We start from the raw sequence: 13,489 nt of genomic DNA, 5'->3' as shown, positions 1-13,489 counted from the left end.
GCTCCTCACCCACACCACTCGAGTCCCGGCCCAGCACGTGAACTACCCCTGCCTACTCACTCGCGGTGGCAGCCGCTCGTTCCTTGAGGCAGGAGCTTCCTGTTTCAACGACGCGACTTGCAGACACGGAAACAGTGTCCACAGCGGTCGCAGTCTCCACGGGCGTTCGAAAATCGTCGGACGATTTTCGCAGTCCATCAGAATTGCCATGCAATTCTGAGGACGTTCCTTCGGAGTGAACCACTCCTAGTTTCGACAGCCCACGCGACTTCACGTTCAACGCCGCGTTCCAATCCCGATCCAGTTCAAGCCCACAAGAGGGACACGAGTGTTCACGAACCCAAAGGGGTTTCTCGGTTTCCACGCCGCAAGATGCACACTCTTTCGTCGTCCCAGACGGTTCAACCTCGACCACGTGGCACCCGTTCTTTCGACCGTGATGCTTGAGAAGTGATATGAAGTCACGCCATCCAACTTCAGCCTTGTTTCGAGCGTTACCTTCACCTTCGAGCATCGACTTCACGTTCAAGTTCTCGACGAACACCGCGTCGGACAGTGTTGTATACGCATGGGCGAGTTTGTGCTTGTAGTCGTGTTTCTTGTTCGACATACACGCATGAACCTCAGCGACTCGAAGGCGCTGTTTCTCCCAGTTATTCGACTCGTATTGCTTGCGAGAGAGCGAGCGTTGCTCACGTTCGAGGCGTTCTCGCTCGTCGGACAAGTCGAGGCGTCCGATGGAGCGACCATCTGAGTCGTGGACGAAGTTGAGGACGCCGAGGTCGAGACCGACGGTGTCCTCTGCATCGATGTTTTCTGGGGCGGGTTTCTCAGGTTCGTTGGTGCTGATACAGAACGAGGCGTACCATGCTCCTGTGGGTTCTTTCTTCACCGTGACTTCCTTGATAGCGTCGTGATCAGGAAGGTCGCGGTGGAGTTGGATTGGAATCTCCAGGGTTTCGCCGCGGACTTTCTTGAGTCGGAGGATTGCTCGGTTATTCGAGCCACTCTTGGTGTCGAGTTCGAAGCCCGATTGCCGATACGTGAAACTCCGAAATTCACGCGGCGCTTTCCAGTTCAACGAGCCAACATCGTACCCCTTGGCTTTCAGCTTGCCGAGGTTGTTGATGTTGGTGCGGATACGTTCGACAGCTTTCTGCAACACGGTAGAGTAGATCTGTTTGAGGTCAGTCCACTGTTGTTTGAGACTGGGGAGTTCATCGCGGACGTGCCAGACTCGCTGTCGAAGTGTTCCTTCGTCTTGTGGGATTTTGTTGAATTCGTGGAGCGCGTGATTGTAGAGTTGTCGCACAATGTTTCGAGTCCAGTCGAGACTCTCCCACTGTTCGGTTGTCGGGAAGAGTCGGTATCGTGGACTGTACTCCATGCGACTTGTCTCCTGCTAGTGGATGTGGTTAATTAAACACTCTGATTAGAGTGGTAGAGAATCGAGCGGACGCTGTATCCCCTCCCTGCTCGCTCACTCCACGCTGTTCCGTTCGCTCCCTGAGGAAGGGGGCTTAGCGCCCTCTCTTTCAGCTAAACCACAAAGCCCATACGATCGACTCTGTTCGGGAGTCGGTACGATGACGTCACAGTTGACGGGAACCGATGACGGAGCCGGTGGCGTACCGCGTGGCTCGAGCGTCGCGGCGAGTGCGGGCCTTGGGGTGCTGGCCGCCGCGATCGGCTATCTCGTGACGTACGTGCTGATCGTCAGCGAGGTGCACGAGGCCTTCGGCGACGAAATTGCCGACTGGAAGGGCGTCGCCTGGTACTTCTACAACGCCCATATGGTCGACGTCGAAGCCAGCGGCGCGTTCGGCTCGCTTGGCGGCACGAGCACGGTCGACTTAATCGCGCAGTCGAACGCCGCGGGGGCCGACCTCCTGTACGTGATTCCGCCGCTCGTATTGCTCACGGTCGGCGCGATCGCGGCTGTCCAGTGGAACGTCACCGATATCGGTGCGGCCGTCGTCGTCGGCGCGCCGGTGACGCTCGGCTACGCGGCGGTCATGGCCCTTGGCGCGCTCGTCGCCGAGTCGAGCACCGAAATAGAGGTGTTCGGCGTCGAAGCGACCGGCTCGATCGCGCCGGCGTTCGTCCCCGCGTTCGTCCTCGGTGGTGTACTCTACCCGCTCGTGTTCGCGACCGCTGGGGCGATCCTCGCGGCGCTGTTTAACGCGCGGTAACCGCGCGCTCGAAGGAAACGCCTTTGACCTGTCACGCCCCGCGTTCGTGTGATGGAGGTCGCCGAGGTTCTCCCCGAGTTCGCCGACGCCTTTGCCTTCGAGGAGTTCAACCGAATGCAACGCGAGGCACTGCCAGGGCTGCTCGAGTCCGACGAAAACGTGGTTGCGAGCGCGCCGACGGCGTCGGGCAAGACCGCCCTCGCCGAACTGGCGATCTGTAAGGAGCTTTCCGACGGAGGCACGGCGCTGTTTATCGCCCCGCTGCGGGCGCTGACCAACGAGAAAGAGGACGACTGGGATCGCTTCGAGGAACTGGACTACTCCGTGTACGTCGTCACGGGCGAGCGTGAGTTGAACCCGCGGCGCGCGCGACGCGCGGACATCCTCGTGATGACGCCCGAGAAACTCGACTCGGCGACGCGCAAACACGACTCGCGACGATACGACTTCGTCACCGACATCGACGTCTGCGTGATCGATGAAGTCCATCTGCTCGACGCCGACCGCCGAGGCTCGGTTCTCGAGGTCACGATTTCGCGGCTGCGACGACTCTGTGCGCCTCGCGTCATTGCGCTGTCGGCGACGATGCCGAACGTCGACGACGTCGCGGCGTGGCTCGACGCACCCGAAGAGACTACCTTCGAGTTCGGCGAGGAGTACCGCCCCGTCGACTTGCACGCGGGCGTCAAAACCTACACCCACGGCGAGAACTCGTTTGCCGATAAGTACCGCCGACTCTACCGCGCGCTCGATATCGCAGAACCCCACCTCCGCGATGACGGGCAGGCGCTCGTGTTCGTCTCCTCCCGGCAAGACACCGTCCGCGCGGCCGAAAAAGCCAGAGACGAGATCGCCGAACGGGACATTCCAATGGGCGTTCGGGGTGACATCGACTTCCACGAGGAGTCGAAGGAGGCACTCGACAACGACACACTGCGCAACTCGGTGCTCGACGGCGTCGCTTTCCACCACGCCGGCCTCTCGAAAGACGAGCGCGACCTCGTTGAGCAGTGGTTCAAAGAGGGCCACATCGAACTCCTGTTTTCGACGTCGACGCTCGCGTGGGGCGTCAATCTCCCCGCCCGCTGTGTTGTGATTCGGGACACGAAGCACCACGACCCACTCGAGGGCGAAGTCGATATGAGTCCGCTCGACGTCCTCCAGATGCTCGGCCGTGCTGGACGACCCGGCTACGACGACGTCGGCTACGGCTGGGTCGTCTGCGACGGGGCGGACGCGGACAAGTACCGCCGACTGCTCCGAGACGGCAAAGAGATCGAGTCACGACTCGCCGAAACCTTAGAGACCCATCTCAACGCCGAGATCGCAATGGGGACGATCACCGATCTCGACGATGTGATGGACTGGCTCGAGACGACCTTCTACTACGTCCGCGGCCAGTCGAAACCCGACGCGTACGACTTCCCGAACCTTCGCCAGCGCGTCCGGGACTGCCTCGAGGGACTGGTCGATCGTGGCTTCGTCGAGACCGGGCCGGAGCTGTCGATCGAGGCGACGCCGCGGGGCGTGCTGGCCTCGAAGTACTACCTGCGCCTCGAGACGGCCGCGACGTTCGCCGAACTGTGTGATCGGGTCGACGAGGGTGCGACACTCGAGCCTGCAGATGTCCTCGAGGCCGTCGCGACCGCCAGTGAGTTCGACTCGGTGTCGGCCCGTCAGTCAGAACGCGACGCGATCAACGCCGTCCTCGTCGGCCAAGAGACGGGCGACCTCGAGGCCGGCCAGCGGAAGGTGCTCGCGATCTTGCGCGGGGCGGCCAGCGGCTCGACGCCGTCGGAACTGCGCAGCGACGCCTGGGTCATCCGGCGCAACGCGACGCGGCTCATCTCGGCGCTGGGGGCGTTTCTCGACCGACTCGCCGGCCCACACGCGGCGAATCTCGCCCGCCGGGTCGAAGCCCGAATCGAAAACGGCGTTGCCGAGGACGCAGTCGGGCTCACAGCTATCGACGGCGTCGGCCCCGGCCGGGCGAGTAAACTCGCGACGGAGGGCATCTCGACCCCCGAAGCCGTCATGGACGCCGGCCTCGAGGGCCTCGTTTCGGCCAGCCTCTCGGAGGGCGTCGCCGAACGCGTCTACGAAGGGGCCCAGTCGCTGCCCGTCCTCGAGGTCGACTGGGGGGCGTTCCCCGAGTCGATCGCGACGGGTGAGAACGACGTCCGCGAGGTGACGGTCCGCAACGTCGGCGAACCCGCACGCGCTGGAATTCGCGTCACCGTAAACGGGGTCGAAATGAGCAGTACGAGCACGTATCTGCGCGACACGGAGACGCTTCCCGTCGGTGTCTTCGGGGCCGACGCCGACGACCTCGAGTTTACCGTCAGCGTCGCCATCCCCGAGGAGCCGCTGGTGCCGCTCGAGGAGTCCCGAACCGTCGACGTCGTCTGAGGGCGCTCGCTTTCTCTCCCCCTGTCAGTCCGTGTACTGTGTTGCCGGATCAGTCTCGACAGCCTCGAGAACCGTCTCCCGAAGCTCGGCGGCCGAATCGACGATCACGTCGGCCGACGAGAGATTGAGCCCGTCGTGGGCGTCGATCCGGTAGGCGACAACCGTGGTGCCGGCACGCGCCGCCGCTTCGACTCCGTTTTCCGAATCTTCGACAACGAGACACTCCGCTGGGGAAACGCCGACCTCGTCGGCGGCGTACTCGAAGACGTCGGGTTCGGGCTTGCTCGCCCCGTCGATGTCGTCGGCGCTGATCACGTGATCGAACGCGCCCTCGAGGTCGAACCGTTCGAGGACGATGTTGATCCAGTCGTGGGGCGACGAGGAGACGACCGCCGTCTCGACGCCGCTGTCCTCGAGTTCCGCGAGCAGTTCGGGGAGGCCGTCCAGCAGCTCGACGTGCTCGGTGTAGATCGCCTCGGCGGCCTCAGCAAAGCGTTCGACGAACACCTCACGGGAGATGTCGGTGCCATACTCGGCCTCGAGATAGTCGTAGATCTCGCGGTAGTTCATTCCGGTCGTCTCGGCGACGTCGACGTCCGCGTCGGGCACCGCTGCGGGGAGAATGTCGTCGCGCTGGAACTCGACCCAGTAGTCCTCGCTGTTGACGATAACGCCGTCCATATCGAACAGCACTGCGTTCATGTGGGCCGACTACCGGGCCGTCGCGTATAGCCGTTTGGCACGCATCCGATTCTCGAACCCTACCCGAACACCTCGCCGCGGCGCTCGTGGACCATCAGATCAGCGACCTCGGTTGCGATGTCCGCGCCGAACTCCCGTTCGACGAGCCACAGCGCCAGATCGATTCCGGAGGTGACCCCGCCCGCAGTCAACACGTCGCCGTCGTCGACAACCCGCTCGTCGACCACCCGTCCAGCGTAGGCCTCGAGGTCGTCCACGGCGACGGGATGGGTCGCGGCGGGACGCCCCTCGAGCAGCCCCGCTTCGGCGAGGATCATCGCACCGGTACAGACCGACGCGACCGTCGCCCCCGCCGTGTAGCAGTCGTCGACTTCCTGCGGCAAAACACCGTCCTCGACGACGGCTCGAGCGCCGCCCGTCGTCGTCCAGCCGCCGCCGGGGACGAGCAGGATATCGGGCTCGCCGAGCGTTCCCTGCGGTTCGACGCGCAGGTCGTGGCTGGCAGTCACGAGATCGGTCTCCTCAAGCGTGACCAGAGACGTCTCGAGTGACGCGCCGAACTGGGCCGCGTTTTCGAACACTTCGTAGGGTCCAATCGCGTCGAGTTCGTCGAACCCGTCGAACAGCACGATCTCCGCAGTCGTCTCGACCATACCCGATTGTCACGGACAGTGGAGAAATTCGTTGTGTCTAGCTAGGTGGTGACACTACTCGGCCATCGTCGTGGTGGCGAGCGCGCCGCGGCGAGGCCCCATGGGTCGCCGCTACGGCGTGGCACACCGGTTCGATTCTGTTCCAACCGCGTCAAACGGGAGCCAAAGCAACGAAAACGTCCCGGGAAACGGATGCAAACCGTCGAAAACCGCGTTTACAGCATCCCCCCTTCAAGTCGGTCGAGCCACCCAGGATCGGATGCAGCTATGAACCGAACAACGCTCATCGCAGCCGTCTTCGCGGTATTGCTCGTGGCGACCGGATTCGTCGCCGCCGCACCAGGAAACGCACCTGTGTCCGTGGACGCGGGTGCGGACAGTGCCGACAATCAAGACGCTGAGAACGCAACCGAACGAGAACACGCAGATGAACGCAACGACAGAAGCGCAAACGGAGCCGCTGACAACGGCGCTGCCGACGAACGGAGCGGACAGGGACCGAACGCTGACCTCCCCGACCAAGTCCCTGATCACGTCTCCGCGATCCACGACCGAATTTCGTCGTTCCTGAGCGGCGCTCTCGAGAGCCCGCTCGGCGACGCGGTCAGCGAGGAGACGCCGGACGACGAGCCAGCTGACGAAAATGACGAGGCTGCCGACGGTGACGACGGCACCGACGAGGCCGACGACGCGAGCGAAGACGACAACGGAGACGAGCAGGCGAGCGAAGATGAGCAGGGCGACGACGGAGACGAGCAGGACGACGAATAACCTGAGACACAACTGACCATTCCATACCTCCACTCGCTCCGCCGACGGCCATCGGGTTCGAGGAACGGCTTCTGACGTTCGCCGTGAGCCTGCTGGTCGGCGGTGTTGCCCTCCACGCCGGCATCTACGCCGTCTCGAGCGCTCGAGACTACGCCCACGCGGTGTTGACCGCGCTGCTTGGGGCACTGGTCTGGGCGCTCCTCGAGTTGGTCGACATCGGCCCGCTCTCGGCACTCGGTGTGCCGGGGTCCTGAACCACTTCCCCGCTGACGCATCCACACGCGCAAGTTTTCTGATTGACTTTTTTGTGCCGAATTAGTCGAATGGAACCAGTACAGTACAGAAAGAACCGATGCTCTGATTTTCGCATGCTTTAATGGAGGTGGCAGGTACTGACTCGTATGAACGTTCGCGTCGGCTTGACAGTCGTCGTCGCGGTACTTCTGGTCGGGACGGGGCCGATTGCGGCCGCAAGCGGACCCACAGTCGTCGATCAGCGTCAGTCAGCGCTGTTTACACTCCAGCAGGATCAGCTCGACGCGGACGAGGTCCGAATGGACGTCACACTCCGGGAGAACGGGACCGCCGAGTGGACCCTCGAGTTCTGGGTCCGGCTGGACGACGAGGAGAGCACGACGGCGTTCGAATCACTCCAGGAGGATATTCGAGACGATCCCGACAATCACACGCAGTCGTTTGCCGACCGGATGGACGAGACAGTCGTCGCGGCGAGCGACGCCACGGGTCGCGAGATGTCCGCCGAGGGATACAGCGTGAGTACTGAGCGACAGTCGTTCGCACGCGAGTACGGCGTTGTCAGATACACGTTCGACTGGCACGGGTTCGGTGCCGTCGAGGGCGACGAGATCCGCGCGGGCGACGCCATCGAGGGGATCTACATCGACGACGGAACGCGGCTGTTGGTCGCGTGGCCGAACGGCTACGAACTGCAGTCGGCCGCGCCCGACCCGGACGAAGAACGCGAGCACGCGGTGATCTGGCGCGGCGACGAGACCGACTTCATCGCCGGAGAGCCACAGGTCGTCATCACTGCCGGAGGTGGACCGAGTACGGCGATAATCGCGGGTGCCACAGTCGTCGCACTCGGGCTCGGCGCCGTCGGTGTCTGGTGGTTCCGAACCCGCGATCCGACGGCGGACCGGCCGGCCGGCGGAGACGAGGACTCCGGCTCTGGGTCGGGATCTGTCCCCGCAGCCAGCACGGATACCGCGACCACGACGGCCTCGACGACCGACGAGTCGGCGGCCTCGAGTACGACCGAGCCCGCCGAAACGGAACTGCTCAGCAACGAAGAACAGGTCCTCCGGCTCGTCAGGGACAACGGCGGGCGGATGAAACAGCAAACGGTCGTCGAGGAACTGGAATGGACCGACGCCAAAACCAGCAAAGTCGTCAGCGGGCTGCGCGAAGAGGGTGACCTCGAGTCGTTCCGCCTCGGTCGCGAGAACGTGCTCTCGCTGCCCGACGCGGACGACGAGGTGACGGCGGAGACCAGAGGTAACGGGACGGAATGACAGACATGATACCTGTCCGCGACGGATTCGATCGAACGGGTGCCGACGACTCGGTCAAATCGACGAAATCGATAGACGAGAGCGGGTCGAAAACGGCGTTAAATCACGTTAACAGTCGTTGAACCGGAGTTATCGTCTCGAGCGTATATCAGTAACCGAATACAACATCCACCAATGAATCGAACCACGTCCATCACGCTGGCCGTGATACTCGTCGTCGCGACGGTCGCGGTTCCACTCGCTGCGGCGAACGTCGTCCCGAGTAGTAGTGTCCAATCCGAATCCGACGCGGGGAACGAATCGATCGCCCCCGGTGAGCGGTTCGCTGCCGCCGTCGGCGTCCAGAACGCCGAAATCAACGGCAACGTCTCGGAACGGACGTTCGAAGCCAGAGTCGCGAACGCAGCGTCAAACGAATCGAAAGCAGCCGTCATCGTCGACCAGTTCAACGCAAGCGAAACGCGCCAGACGGAACTCGAGAATCGACTCGCGGAGTTGAACGAGTCCCGCACCGCCGGCGAACTCAGTGAGGGCCGCTACCAGGCGGAAGTCGCGACAACCGTTGCCGAGATGCGGACCGTCGAACGACAGGCTACAGCAGCCGAGACGGCCGCAGCGGAACTCCCCGAGGGCGTACTCGAGGAGCAGAACGTCGACGTCGAAGCGATCCGCGCGCTCAGAGACCGCGCCGGCGACCGCGGCGGGCCGGAGACTGCGGCGATCGCTCGCTCGATTGCTGGCGACGACGTCGATCGAGCGACAACCGACTACCGTGCACCCGGTGGGTCGACCGACCGTCCCGGAGAAAGCCAGGCCGACGACCGGGACGACGATAGCGAACGCGGAAGCACAGCGGCGTCGGACGGGAACTGAACAGCGGCCGCGGTCGCACTTTCGTTTTTTGTCTTCTGGTACCGTAGCACAGTGGGATGGCCCACGCGTATGCGACGATCGACACGGCAACTGGAACCGCCGAAGACGTCTGCCAGACCCTGCGCGATACCGACGGCGTCGTCGAAGCTCACGTCATCACAGGTGATTTCGACGTCATAGTCGAGTTAGCAGGCGACGATACCCAAGACATTCTCGCGACGATCACCGAATCCGTCCGGCCCCTCGAGGGCGTCGGGGCGACGCGAACGTACGTCTGTCTCGACTGAGCCGTCGCGGCTGACCCTGCCTCGAGCACCCGCGGGTTTACGGAAAGTCAAGGAGAAAGCCCCGTGCTTTAGCGCGGGGATGAATCCGACACTACCCTTCACAGTCCACCGTTCGATGGCACAGCTGGATATTCCACGCTGCGTAATCCCCTCCTTCAAGTAGGTTTGTCTACATAGGTTACGTATGGCGAAACAGGTTGTCACCTGTACCTACACTGCTTCCATCAGGAACCAGCAACAGGTGCAAGACGACCTCGATTCGCTCGGGTTCGCCGCCTCGAAACTCTGGAACGTCGGACGGTGGACGTGCAGTCGCATCTGGGATGAAATCGACTACATCCCCGAACACGACGAACTCACCGCCTACCTCAAGTCCCACGAACGCTATGATGACCTGCATTCTCAGTCAAGTTCGTTCGAGACGGCGAAGCCGTCTCGTGATGCCAATGAGCTTCGCTCATTGAGCACAGCGCGTTCTTCAAGAACTCGCTGAAGCGTTCAACGGCTGGTACGGCAAACGACGCAACGGAGATACGAACGCGAACCCGCCCGGCTACCGCAAACACGGCGACAAACACCCACGTTCCACAGTCACGTTCAAAGCCGCTGGTTTCAAACTCGACACCCAGTACAACCGCGTTCGACTCTCAAAAGGGTCGAACCTCAAGGAGTACTGGTCGGACTTCATCCTCTGCGAATACCAAACTCGTCCCGACGTTGACCTCTCTATCGTGGAGGGCGTTCAACAAGTCAGGGCCGTTTGGACAGGGGATGAATGGGAACTGCACTTCGTGTGTAAAGTCGAGGTCGAAGTGTCCGAAGCACCGGGTGAGAAGACAGTGGGTGTTGACCTTGGCATCAACAACTTCGCCGCACTCGCCTACGAAGACGGTCACGCCGAACTGTACCCGCTGAACTGCCTGAAGCAGGACGACTACTACTTCAGCAAGCGTATCGCTAGCTGTGATGACTCTGGTTCCGAGCAAGCCACTCGGTTGAACCAGAAGAAGTCCGCTCGCCGAACCCACTACTTCCATACCCTCTCCAAACATATCGTTCAGCGATGTGTAGACGAAGATGTTGGAACGATTGTGGTTGGTGACCTCACTGGTATCCGTGAGGACGAGGAGAACGACGAGTCGAAGAGCTGGGGCAATCACGGCAACCTTGACCTGCATTCGTGGGCGTTCGACCGCTTCACCGACCTACTTGAATACAAGGCCGAGATGGAAGGAATCGCGGTCGAGCAGGTGTCTGAACGTGATACGTCGAAGTCGTGTTCGTGTTGTGGTCGGAAGCGTAAGGCGAACCGTGTTGAACGCGGGTTGTACGTGTGCGATGAGTGTGGTACAGTAGCGAACGCTGATGTGAACGGCGCTGAGAATATTCGACAGAAAGTATCTCCGAGTCTCGCCACAGATGGCGGTGATAGGAGTAACGGCTGGTTGGCACAGCCATCGACGTTCTTGTTTGACAAGGAAACTGGTGCGTTCGCACCTCAAGAACAGGTCACGTCGTAAACCACAATATCCCAACGCGGGAATCCTCGCCCTTCAGGGCGGGGAGGATGTCAACGCGAGTGACCGACTCCGCCACCGAACGACAGCCATCCGACCACCCATTTGCAGTGGGTGGGGCTGAGAGGGGGCTTTCGAGGTGTCGTGGTTGCGACTCCGCTCACGAAATCCTCGAGTCACAAAACCGACCGGGAATCGATCCGCAGCCACTTAGTCACGGCCGGCCAACGCCCGGGTATGACACTCGAGGGGCGGTTCGATGAAGCGGCGGGCGTCGTCCGCGTGAGCGGCGACGCACGCCAGCGCTATCACGATTCGCGGGGGTATGGCTATCCGCTCGAGGGCAACGAGATCGCACTGGCACCCGTCGAAGCGGCCCACCTGCTCTATCGGGGCGATCTCGGAGCAGTCGTCACCGAGTCGGGCGAGCGACTCGAGTTTCGCTCGTTTATGGCCCGCGAACCCGGCGAGAAGTTCGGCGTCCGATTCCTCGTCTACGCCGACCTGCGCGAGCGCGGCTTCTACCTCGCGCCGGCCCGCGAGCCGTGGGTCGACCCACCCGACGGCGAGGCAGATTTCGCGGTGTTCCCCCGCGGGAAAGGTCCCGGCGACGGCGAGATCGAGTACGTCATGCGCGTGCTCGGCGAACGAACCGACGTCCCGACGGCCGAACTCGAGACCGGCGTGCTCGCCGTCGTCGACGAGGAAAGCGAGATTACCTACTTCGAGGTCTCGGAGCGCGATCCCTCGGGGTCGTCGACAGCGGCGCTGCCCGAGGGCTGTGACGCCGACCTGCTCGAGGACCGCGTCGTCGTCTGGGAGCCCCCGCTCGAACTCTACGAGCACGGCTTCTACGGCCAGCCACTCGAGGGACGGGAATACGATGAACCCACGCTCCAGTGTTCGCTGCTCGAGGCGGCTTCCCTCGCCGAACGCGGCGTGATCGACCTCGAGCCGGAGACGGTCCGAAAGCGGGGCCGGGAGGTCGAAGGCGAACGCTTCACCCGTCGACTGGCGGTCTACACCGCCCTGCGAGAGCGCGACGTCGTCCCCAAGACGGGCTACAAGTTCGGCGCAGATTTCCGGACGTACGCCGACGTCGAGTCTGTCGAGAACCTCGGCCACTCCGAGTTGTTGGTCCGGGTCCATCCCGACGACCACGTCTTCGAGCCGCGCGACCTCGCCCTCGACGTTCGCCTGGCCCACGGGGTTCGCAAGACGATGGTGTTCGCCCTCGTCGCCGACGACGGCGCGATCGACTGGTGGTCGATCGAGCGACTGACGCCCTGACAACCCCTGTTTCCGCTGCCGGATCAGCTTCGTCCCGTTCTCTCGTGAACGGAATTATATAAGTCTCGGCGGACGAGGATTCCAGCATGCAACTCGAGGTAGTCGGACTCGGTGGCGCGGGCTGTCGGCTCGCCGACGCGATTCGGGCCACAGCGCCGGTAGATCGCGCGTTTCTCACTGACGTCTTCGCGTTCGATACGGACGAAGCGACGCTTCAGGAGACCGTTATTCCGGAGTCACATCGCGCCCAGTACGGTCAGGGGACCGCCCTCGAGGGGTCGACTGGGCTCGACGGCGATCTCGATCAGGGCTTCGAGGCCGGTCAGGCGGTCGTCGACGATCTCCTCAAGGTCCGCGAACGCGCGAACTCGACGACGCCGGACGCGATTCTCGTCACGGTCGGCCTCGGTGGCACGACCGGCGGGCCGACGGCACCCGCGCTGATCGCCGCGCTCCAGCGGAGCGTCGACGCGCCGGTGTACGTTCTCGCAACGCTGCCGGCCGATCGGGAGTTCGATCCGGACGCCGCAGCGGCCGACCGTGGGCCACACACAGGAGTGACCGCAAACACCGGAGGCGACGAGCCACCGCGGCCGGCCGCGGCATCACACGCGATCCGGACGCTCGAGGCCCTCGAGGGTGTTGCGAGCGCGATCGTGCTGTTCGACAACGAGGCGTGGCTTCGCCCCGGCGAGACGCTCGCAGACTCACGGACGCGGTCCAATCGAGAGCTGGCGACTCGAGTCGCAGCCGTCTTCGCCGGCAGCGGCGGCGACTCAGCGGGCCCCGTCGCCCAGACCGTCGTCGACGCGAGCGATATCGAGCGCATCCTCGGTACCGAGTCGGCCATCGTCAGCCTCGGCTACGGCGAGCAAACAGTCGAGACGACCAGTTCGCGATTCGGTCTCGGCCTCCTGCCAACCGAACGAGACGTCGAGACGAGCGAGGCCGTCAGCGCCGTCGAGACCGTCGTCAGAAAGGGAATTTATGGGAAGCTCTCCTTCGAGTGCGAGCCCGAGACGGCCGATCGCGGCCTGCTGATTGTCGGTGGGCCGCCAGCCTGGCTCAACCGGCGGGCGATCGCCGGAGGCCGACGGGAACTCCAAGCAACCGTCGGTGGCACCGGCGTACTGGGCGGCGATGCGCCCCGACCCGACGGTGAGGCCGTCTTCGCCGCGGTCGTGTTGGCCGGCGTCGAGACGGAACGACTCGAGCGGCTGCGGACGCTGGCCGACTGAGGTGGTCGGACACTCACCGGGC

Annotated in this window: 12 protein-coding genes and 1 pseudogene; 10 read left to right on the top strand and 3 right to left on the bottom strand. The window is 63.1% G+C overall.

Annotated features, from left to right (window positions below):
- Nucleotides 1-52 precede the first annotated feature (52 nt).
- Nucleotides 53-1,387: an RNA-guided endonuclease InsQ/TnpB family protein gene (locus GCU68_RS07560; RefSeq protein ID WP_152940370.1), complete on the bottom strand. Its 1,335-nt coding sequence runs from the start codon at nucleotides 1,385-1,387 to the stop codon at nucleotides 53-55.
- A 199-nt stretch (nucleotides 1,388-1,586) separates the two neighbouring features.
- Here GCU68_RS07560 and GCU68_RS07555 point away from each other — a divergent pair, with 199 nt between their 5' ends.
- Together GCU68_RS07555 and GCU68_RS07550 are read left to right on the top strand one after the other, a co-directional pair.
- Entirely contained in the window at nucleotides 1,587-2,192 is a 606-nt protein-coding gene (locus tag GCU68_RS07555; protein ID WP_152940368.1) for a hypothetical protein, read from the top strand.
- Between the two features lie 51 nt (nucleotides 2,193-2,243).
- A complete protein-coding gene (locus tag GCU68_RS07550; RefSeq protein WP_152940367.1) occupies nucleotides 2,244-4,601 on the top strand; it encodes a DEAD/DEAH box helicase in 2,358 nt (785 codons plus the stop codon).
- 24 nt (nucleotides 4,602-4,625) lie between these two features.
- Here GCU68_RS07550 and GCU68_RS07545 read toward each other — a convergent pair whose 3' ends face one another.
- On the bottom strand, nucleotides 4,626-5,303 hold the full coding sequence (locus GCU68_RS07545) for an HAD family hydrolase (RefSeq protein ID WP_152940365.1): 678 nt from the start codon (nucleotides 5,301-5,303) through the stop codon (nucleotides 4,626-4,628).
- A gap of 59 nt (nucleotides 5,304-5,362) precedes the next feature.
- Complete coding sequence (locus GCU68_RS07540; RefSeq protein ID WP_152940363.1) at nucleotides 5,363-5,956, bottom strand: DJ-1/PfpI family protein; 594 nt, start codon at nucleotides 5,954-5,956, stop codon at nucleotides 5,363-5,365.
- 267 nt (nucleotides 5,957-6,223) lie between these two features.
- Between GCU68_RS07540 and GCU68_RS07535 the strand changes: the two genes are divergently transcribed.
- From GCU68_RS07535 to GCU68_RS07500, 8 genes and pseudogenes are all read left to right on the top strand, one after another.
- On the top strand, nucleotides 6,224-6,727 hold the full coding sequence (locus GCU68_RS07535; protein ID WP_152940361.1) for a hypothetical protein: 504 nt from the start codon (nucleotides 6,224-6,226) through the stop codon (nucleotides 6,725-6,727).
- Nucleotides 6,728-6,810: 83 nt separating this feature from the next.
- The gene (locus GCU68_RS07530) at nucleotides 6,811-6,981 is read left to right on the top strand and encodes a hypothetical protein (RefSeq protein WP_227014977.1); all 171 of its coding nucleotides are present in this window, start codon (nucleotides 6,811-6,813) and stop codon (nucleotides 6,979-6,981) included.
- A 147-nt stretch (nucleotides 6,982-7,128) separates the two neighbouring features.
- Entirely contained in the window at nucleotides 7,129-8,262 is a 1,134-nt protein-coding gene (locus GCU68_RS07525) for a helix-turn-helix transcriptional regulator (protein WP_152940357.1), read from the top strand.
- Nucleotides 8,263-8,436: 174 nt separating this feature from the next.
- Nucleotides 8,437-9,135, top strand: a complete 699-nt coding sequence (locus GCU68_RS07520; RefSeq protein ID WP_152940355.1) for a hypothetical protein — start codon at nucleotides 8,437-8,439, stop codon at nucleotides 9,133-9,135.
- A gap of 56 nt (nucleotides 9,136-9,191) precedes the next feature.
- On the top strand, nucleotides 9,192-9,422 hold the full coding sequence (locus tag GCU68_RS07515) for an Lrp/AsnC family transcriptional regulator (protein WP_152940354.1): 231 nt from the start codon (nucleotides 9,192-9,194) through the stop codon (nucleotides 9,420-9,422).
- Nucleotides 9,423-9,606: 184 nt separating this feature from the next.
- A pseudogene (locus tag GCU68_RS07510) lies at nucleotides 9,607-10,942 on the top strand (RNA-guided endonuclease InsQ/TnpB family protein).
- A 234-nt stretch (nucleotides 10,943-11,176) separates the two neighbouring features.
- On the top strand, nucleotides 11,177-12,229 hold the full coding sequence (gene endA / locus GCU68_RS07505) for a tRNA-intron lyase (protein ID WP_152940352.1): 1,053 nt from the start codon (nucleotides 11,177-11,179) through the stop codon (nucleotides 12,227-12,229).
- 86 nt (nucleotides 12,230-12,315) lie between these two features.
- Complete coding sequence (locus GCU68_RS07500; protein ID WP_152940350.1) at nucleotides 12,316-13,467, top strand: FtsZ/tubulin family protein; 1,152 nt, start codon at nucleotides 12,316-12,318, stop codon at nucleotides 13,465-13,467.
- The last annotated feature ends 22 nt before the right edge of the window (nucleotides 13,468-13,489 follow it).

Origin of the sequence: Natronorubrum aibiense (assembly GCF_009392895.1) — an archaeon.
In the GTDB taxonomy this organism is placed as follows: Archaea; Halobacteriota; Halobacteria; order Halobacteriales; family Natrialbaceae; genus Natronorubrum; species Natronorubrum aibiense.
This window is presented reverse-complemented; position numbering and strand designations above follow the sequence as displayed.

Coding starts and splice junctions, on each gene's coding strand:
- GCU68_RS07560 (WP_152940370.1), bottom strand. CDS start 1,387: ATGGAGTACAGTCCACGATACCGACTCTTCCCGACAACCGAACAGTGG.
- GCU68_RS07555 (WP_152940368.1), top strand. CDS start 1,587: ATGACGTCACAGTTGACGGGAACCGATGACGGAGCCGGTGGCGTACCG.
- GCU68_RS07550 (WP_152940367.1), top strand. CDS start 2,244: ATGGAGGTCGCCGAGGTTCTCCCCGAGTTCGCCGACGCCTTTGCCTTC.
- GCU68_RS07545 (WP_152940365.1), bottom strand. CDS start 5,303: ATGAACGCAGTGCTGTTCGATATGGACGGCGTTATCGTCAACAGCGAG.
- GCU68_RS07540 (WP_152940363.1), bottom strand. CDS start 5,956: ATGGTCGAGACGACTGCGGAGATCGTGCTGTTCGACGGGTTCGACGAA.
- GCU68_RS07535 (WP_152940361.1), top strand. CDS start 6,224: ATGAACCGAACAACGCTCATCGCAGCCGTCTTCGCGGTATTGCTCGTG.
- GCU68_RS07525 (WP_152940357.1), top strand. CDS start 7,129: ATGAACGTTCGCGTCGGCTTGACAGTCGTCGTCGCGGTACTTCTGGTC.
- GCU68_RS07520 (WP_152940355.1), top strand. CDS start 8,437: ATGAATCGAACCACGTCCATCACGCTGGCCGTGATACTCGTCGTCGCG.
- GCU68_RS07515 (WP_152940354.1), top strand. CDS start 9,192: ATGGCCCACGCGTATGCGACGATCGACACGGCAACTGGAACCGCCGAA.
- endA (WP_152940352.1), top strand. CDS start 11,177: ATGACACTCGAGGGGCGGTTCGATGAAGCGGCGGGCGTCGTCCGCGTG.
- GCU68_RS07500 (WP_152940350.1), top strand. CDS start 12,316: ATGCAACTCGAGGTAGTCGGACTCGGTGGCGCGGGCTGTCGGCTCGCC.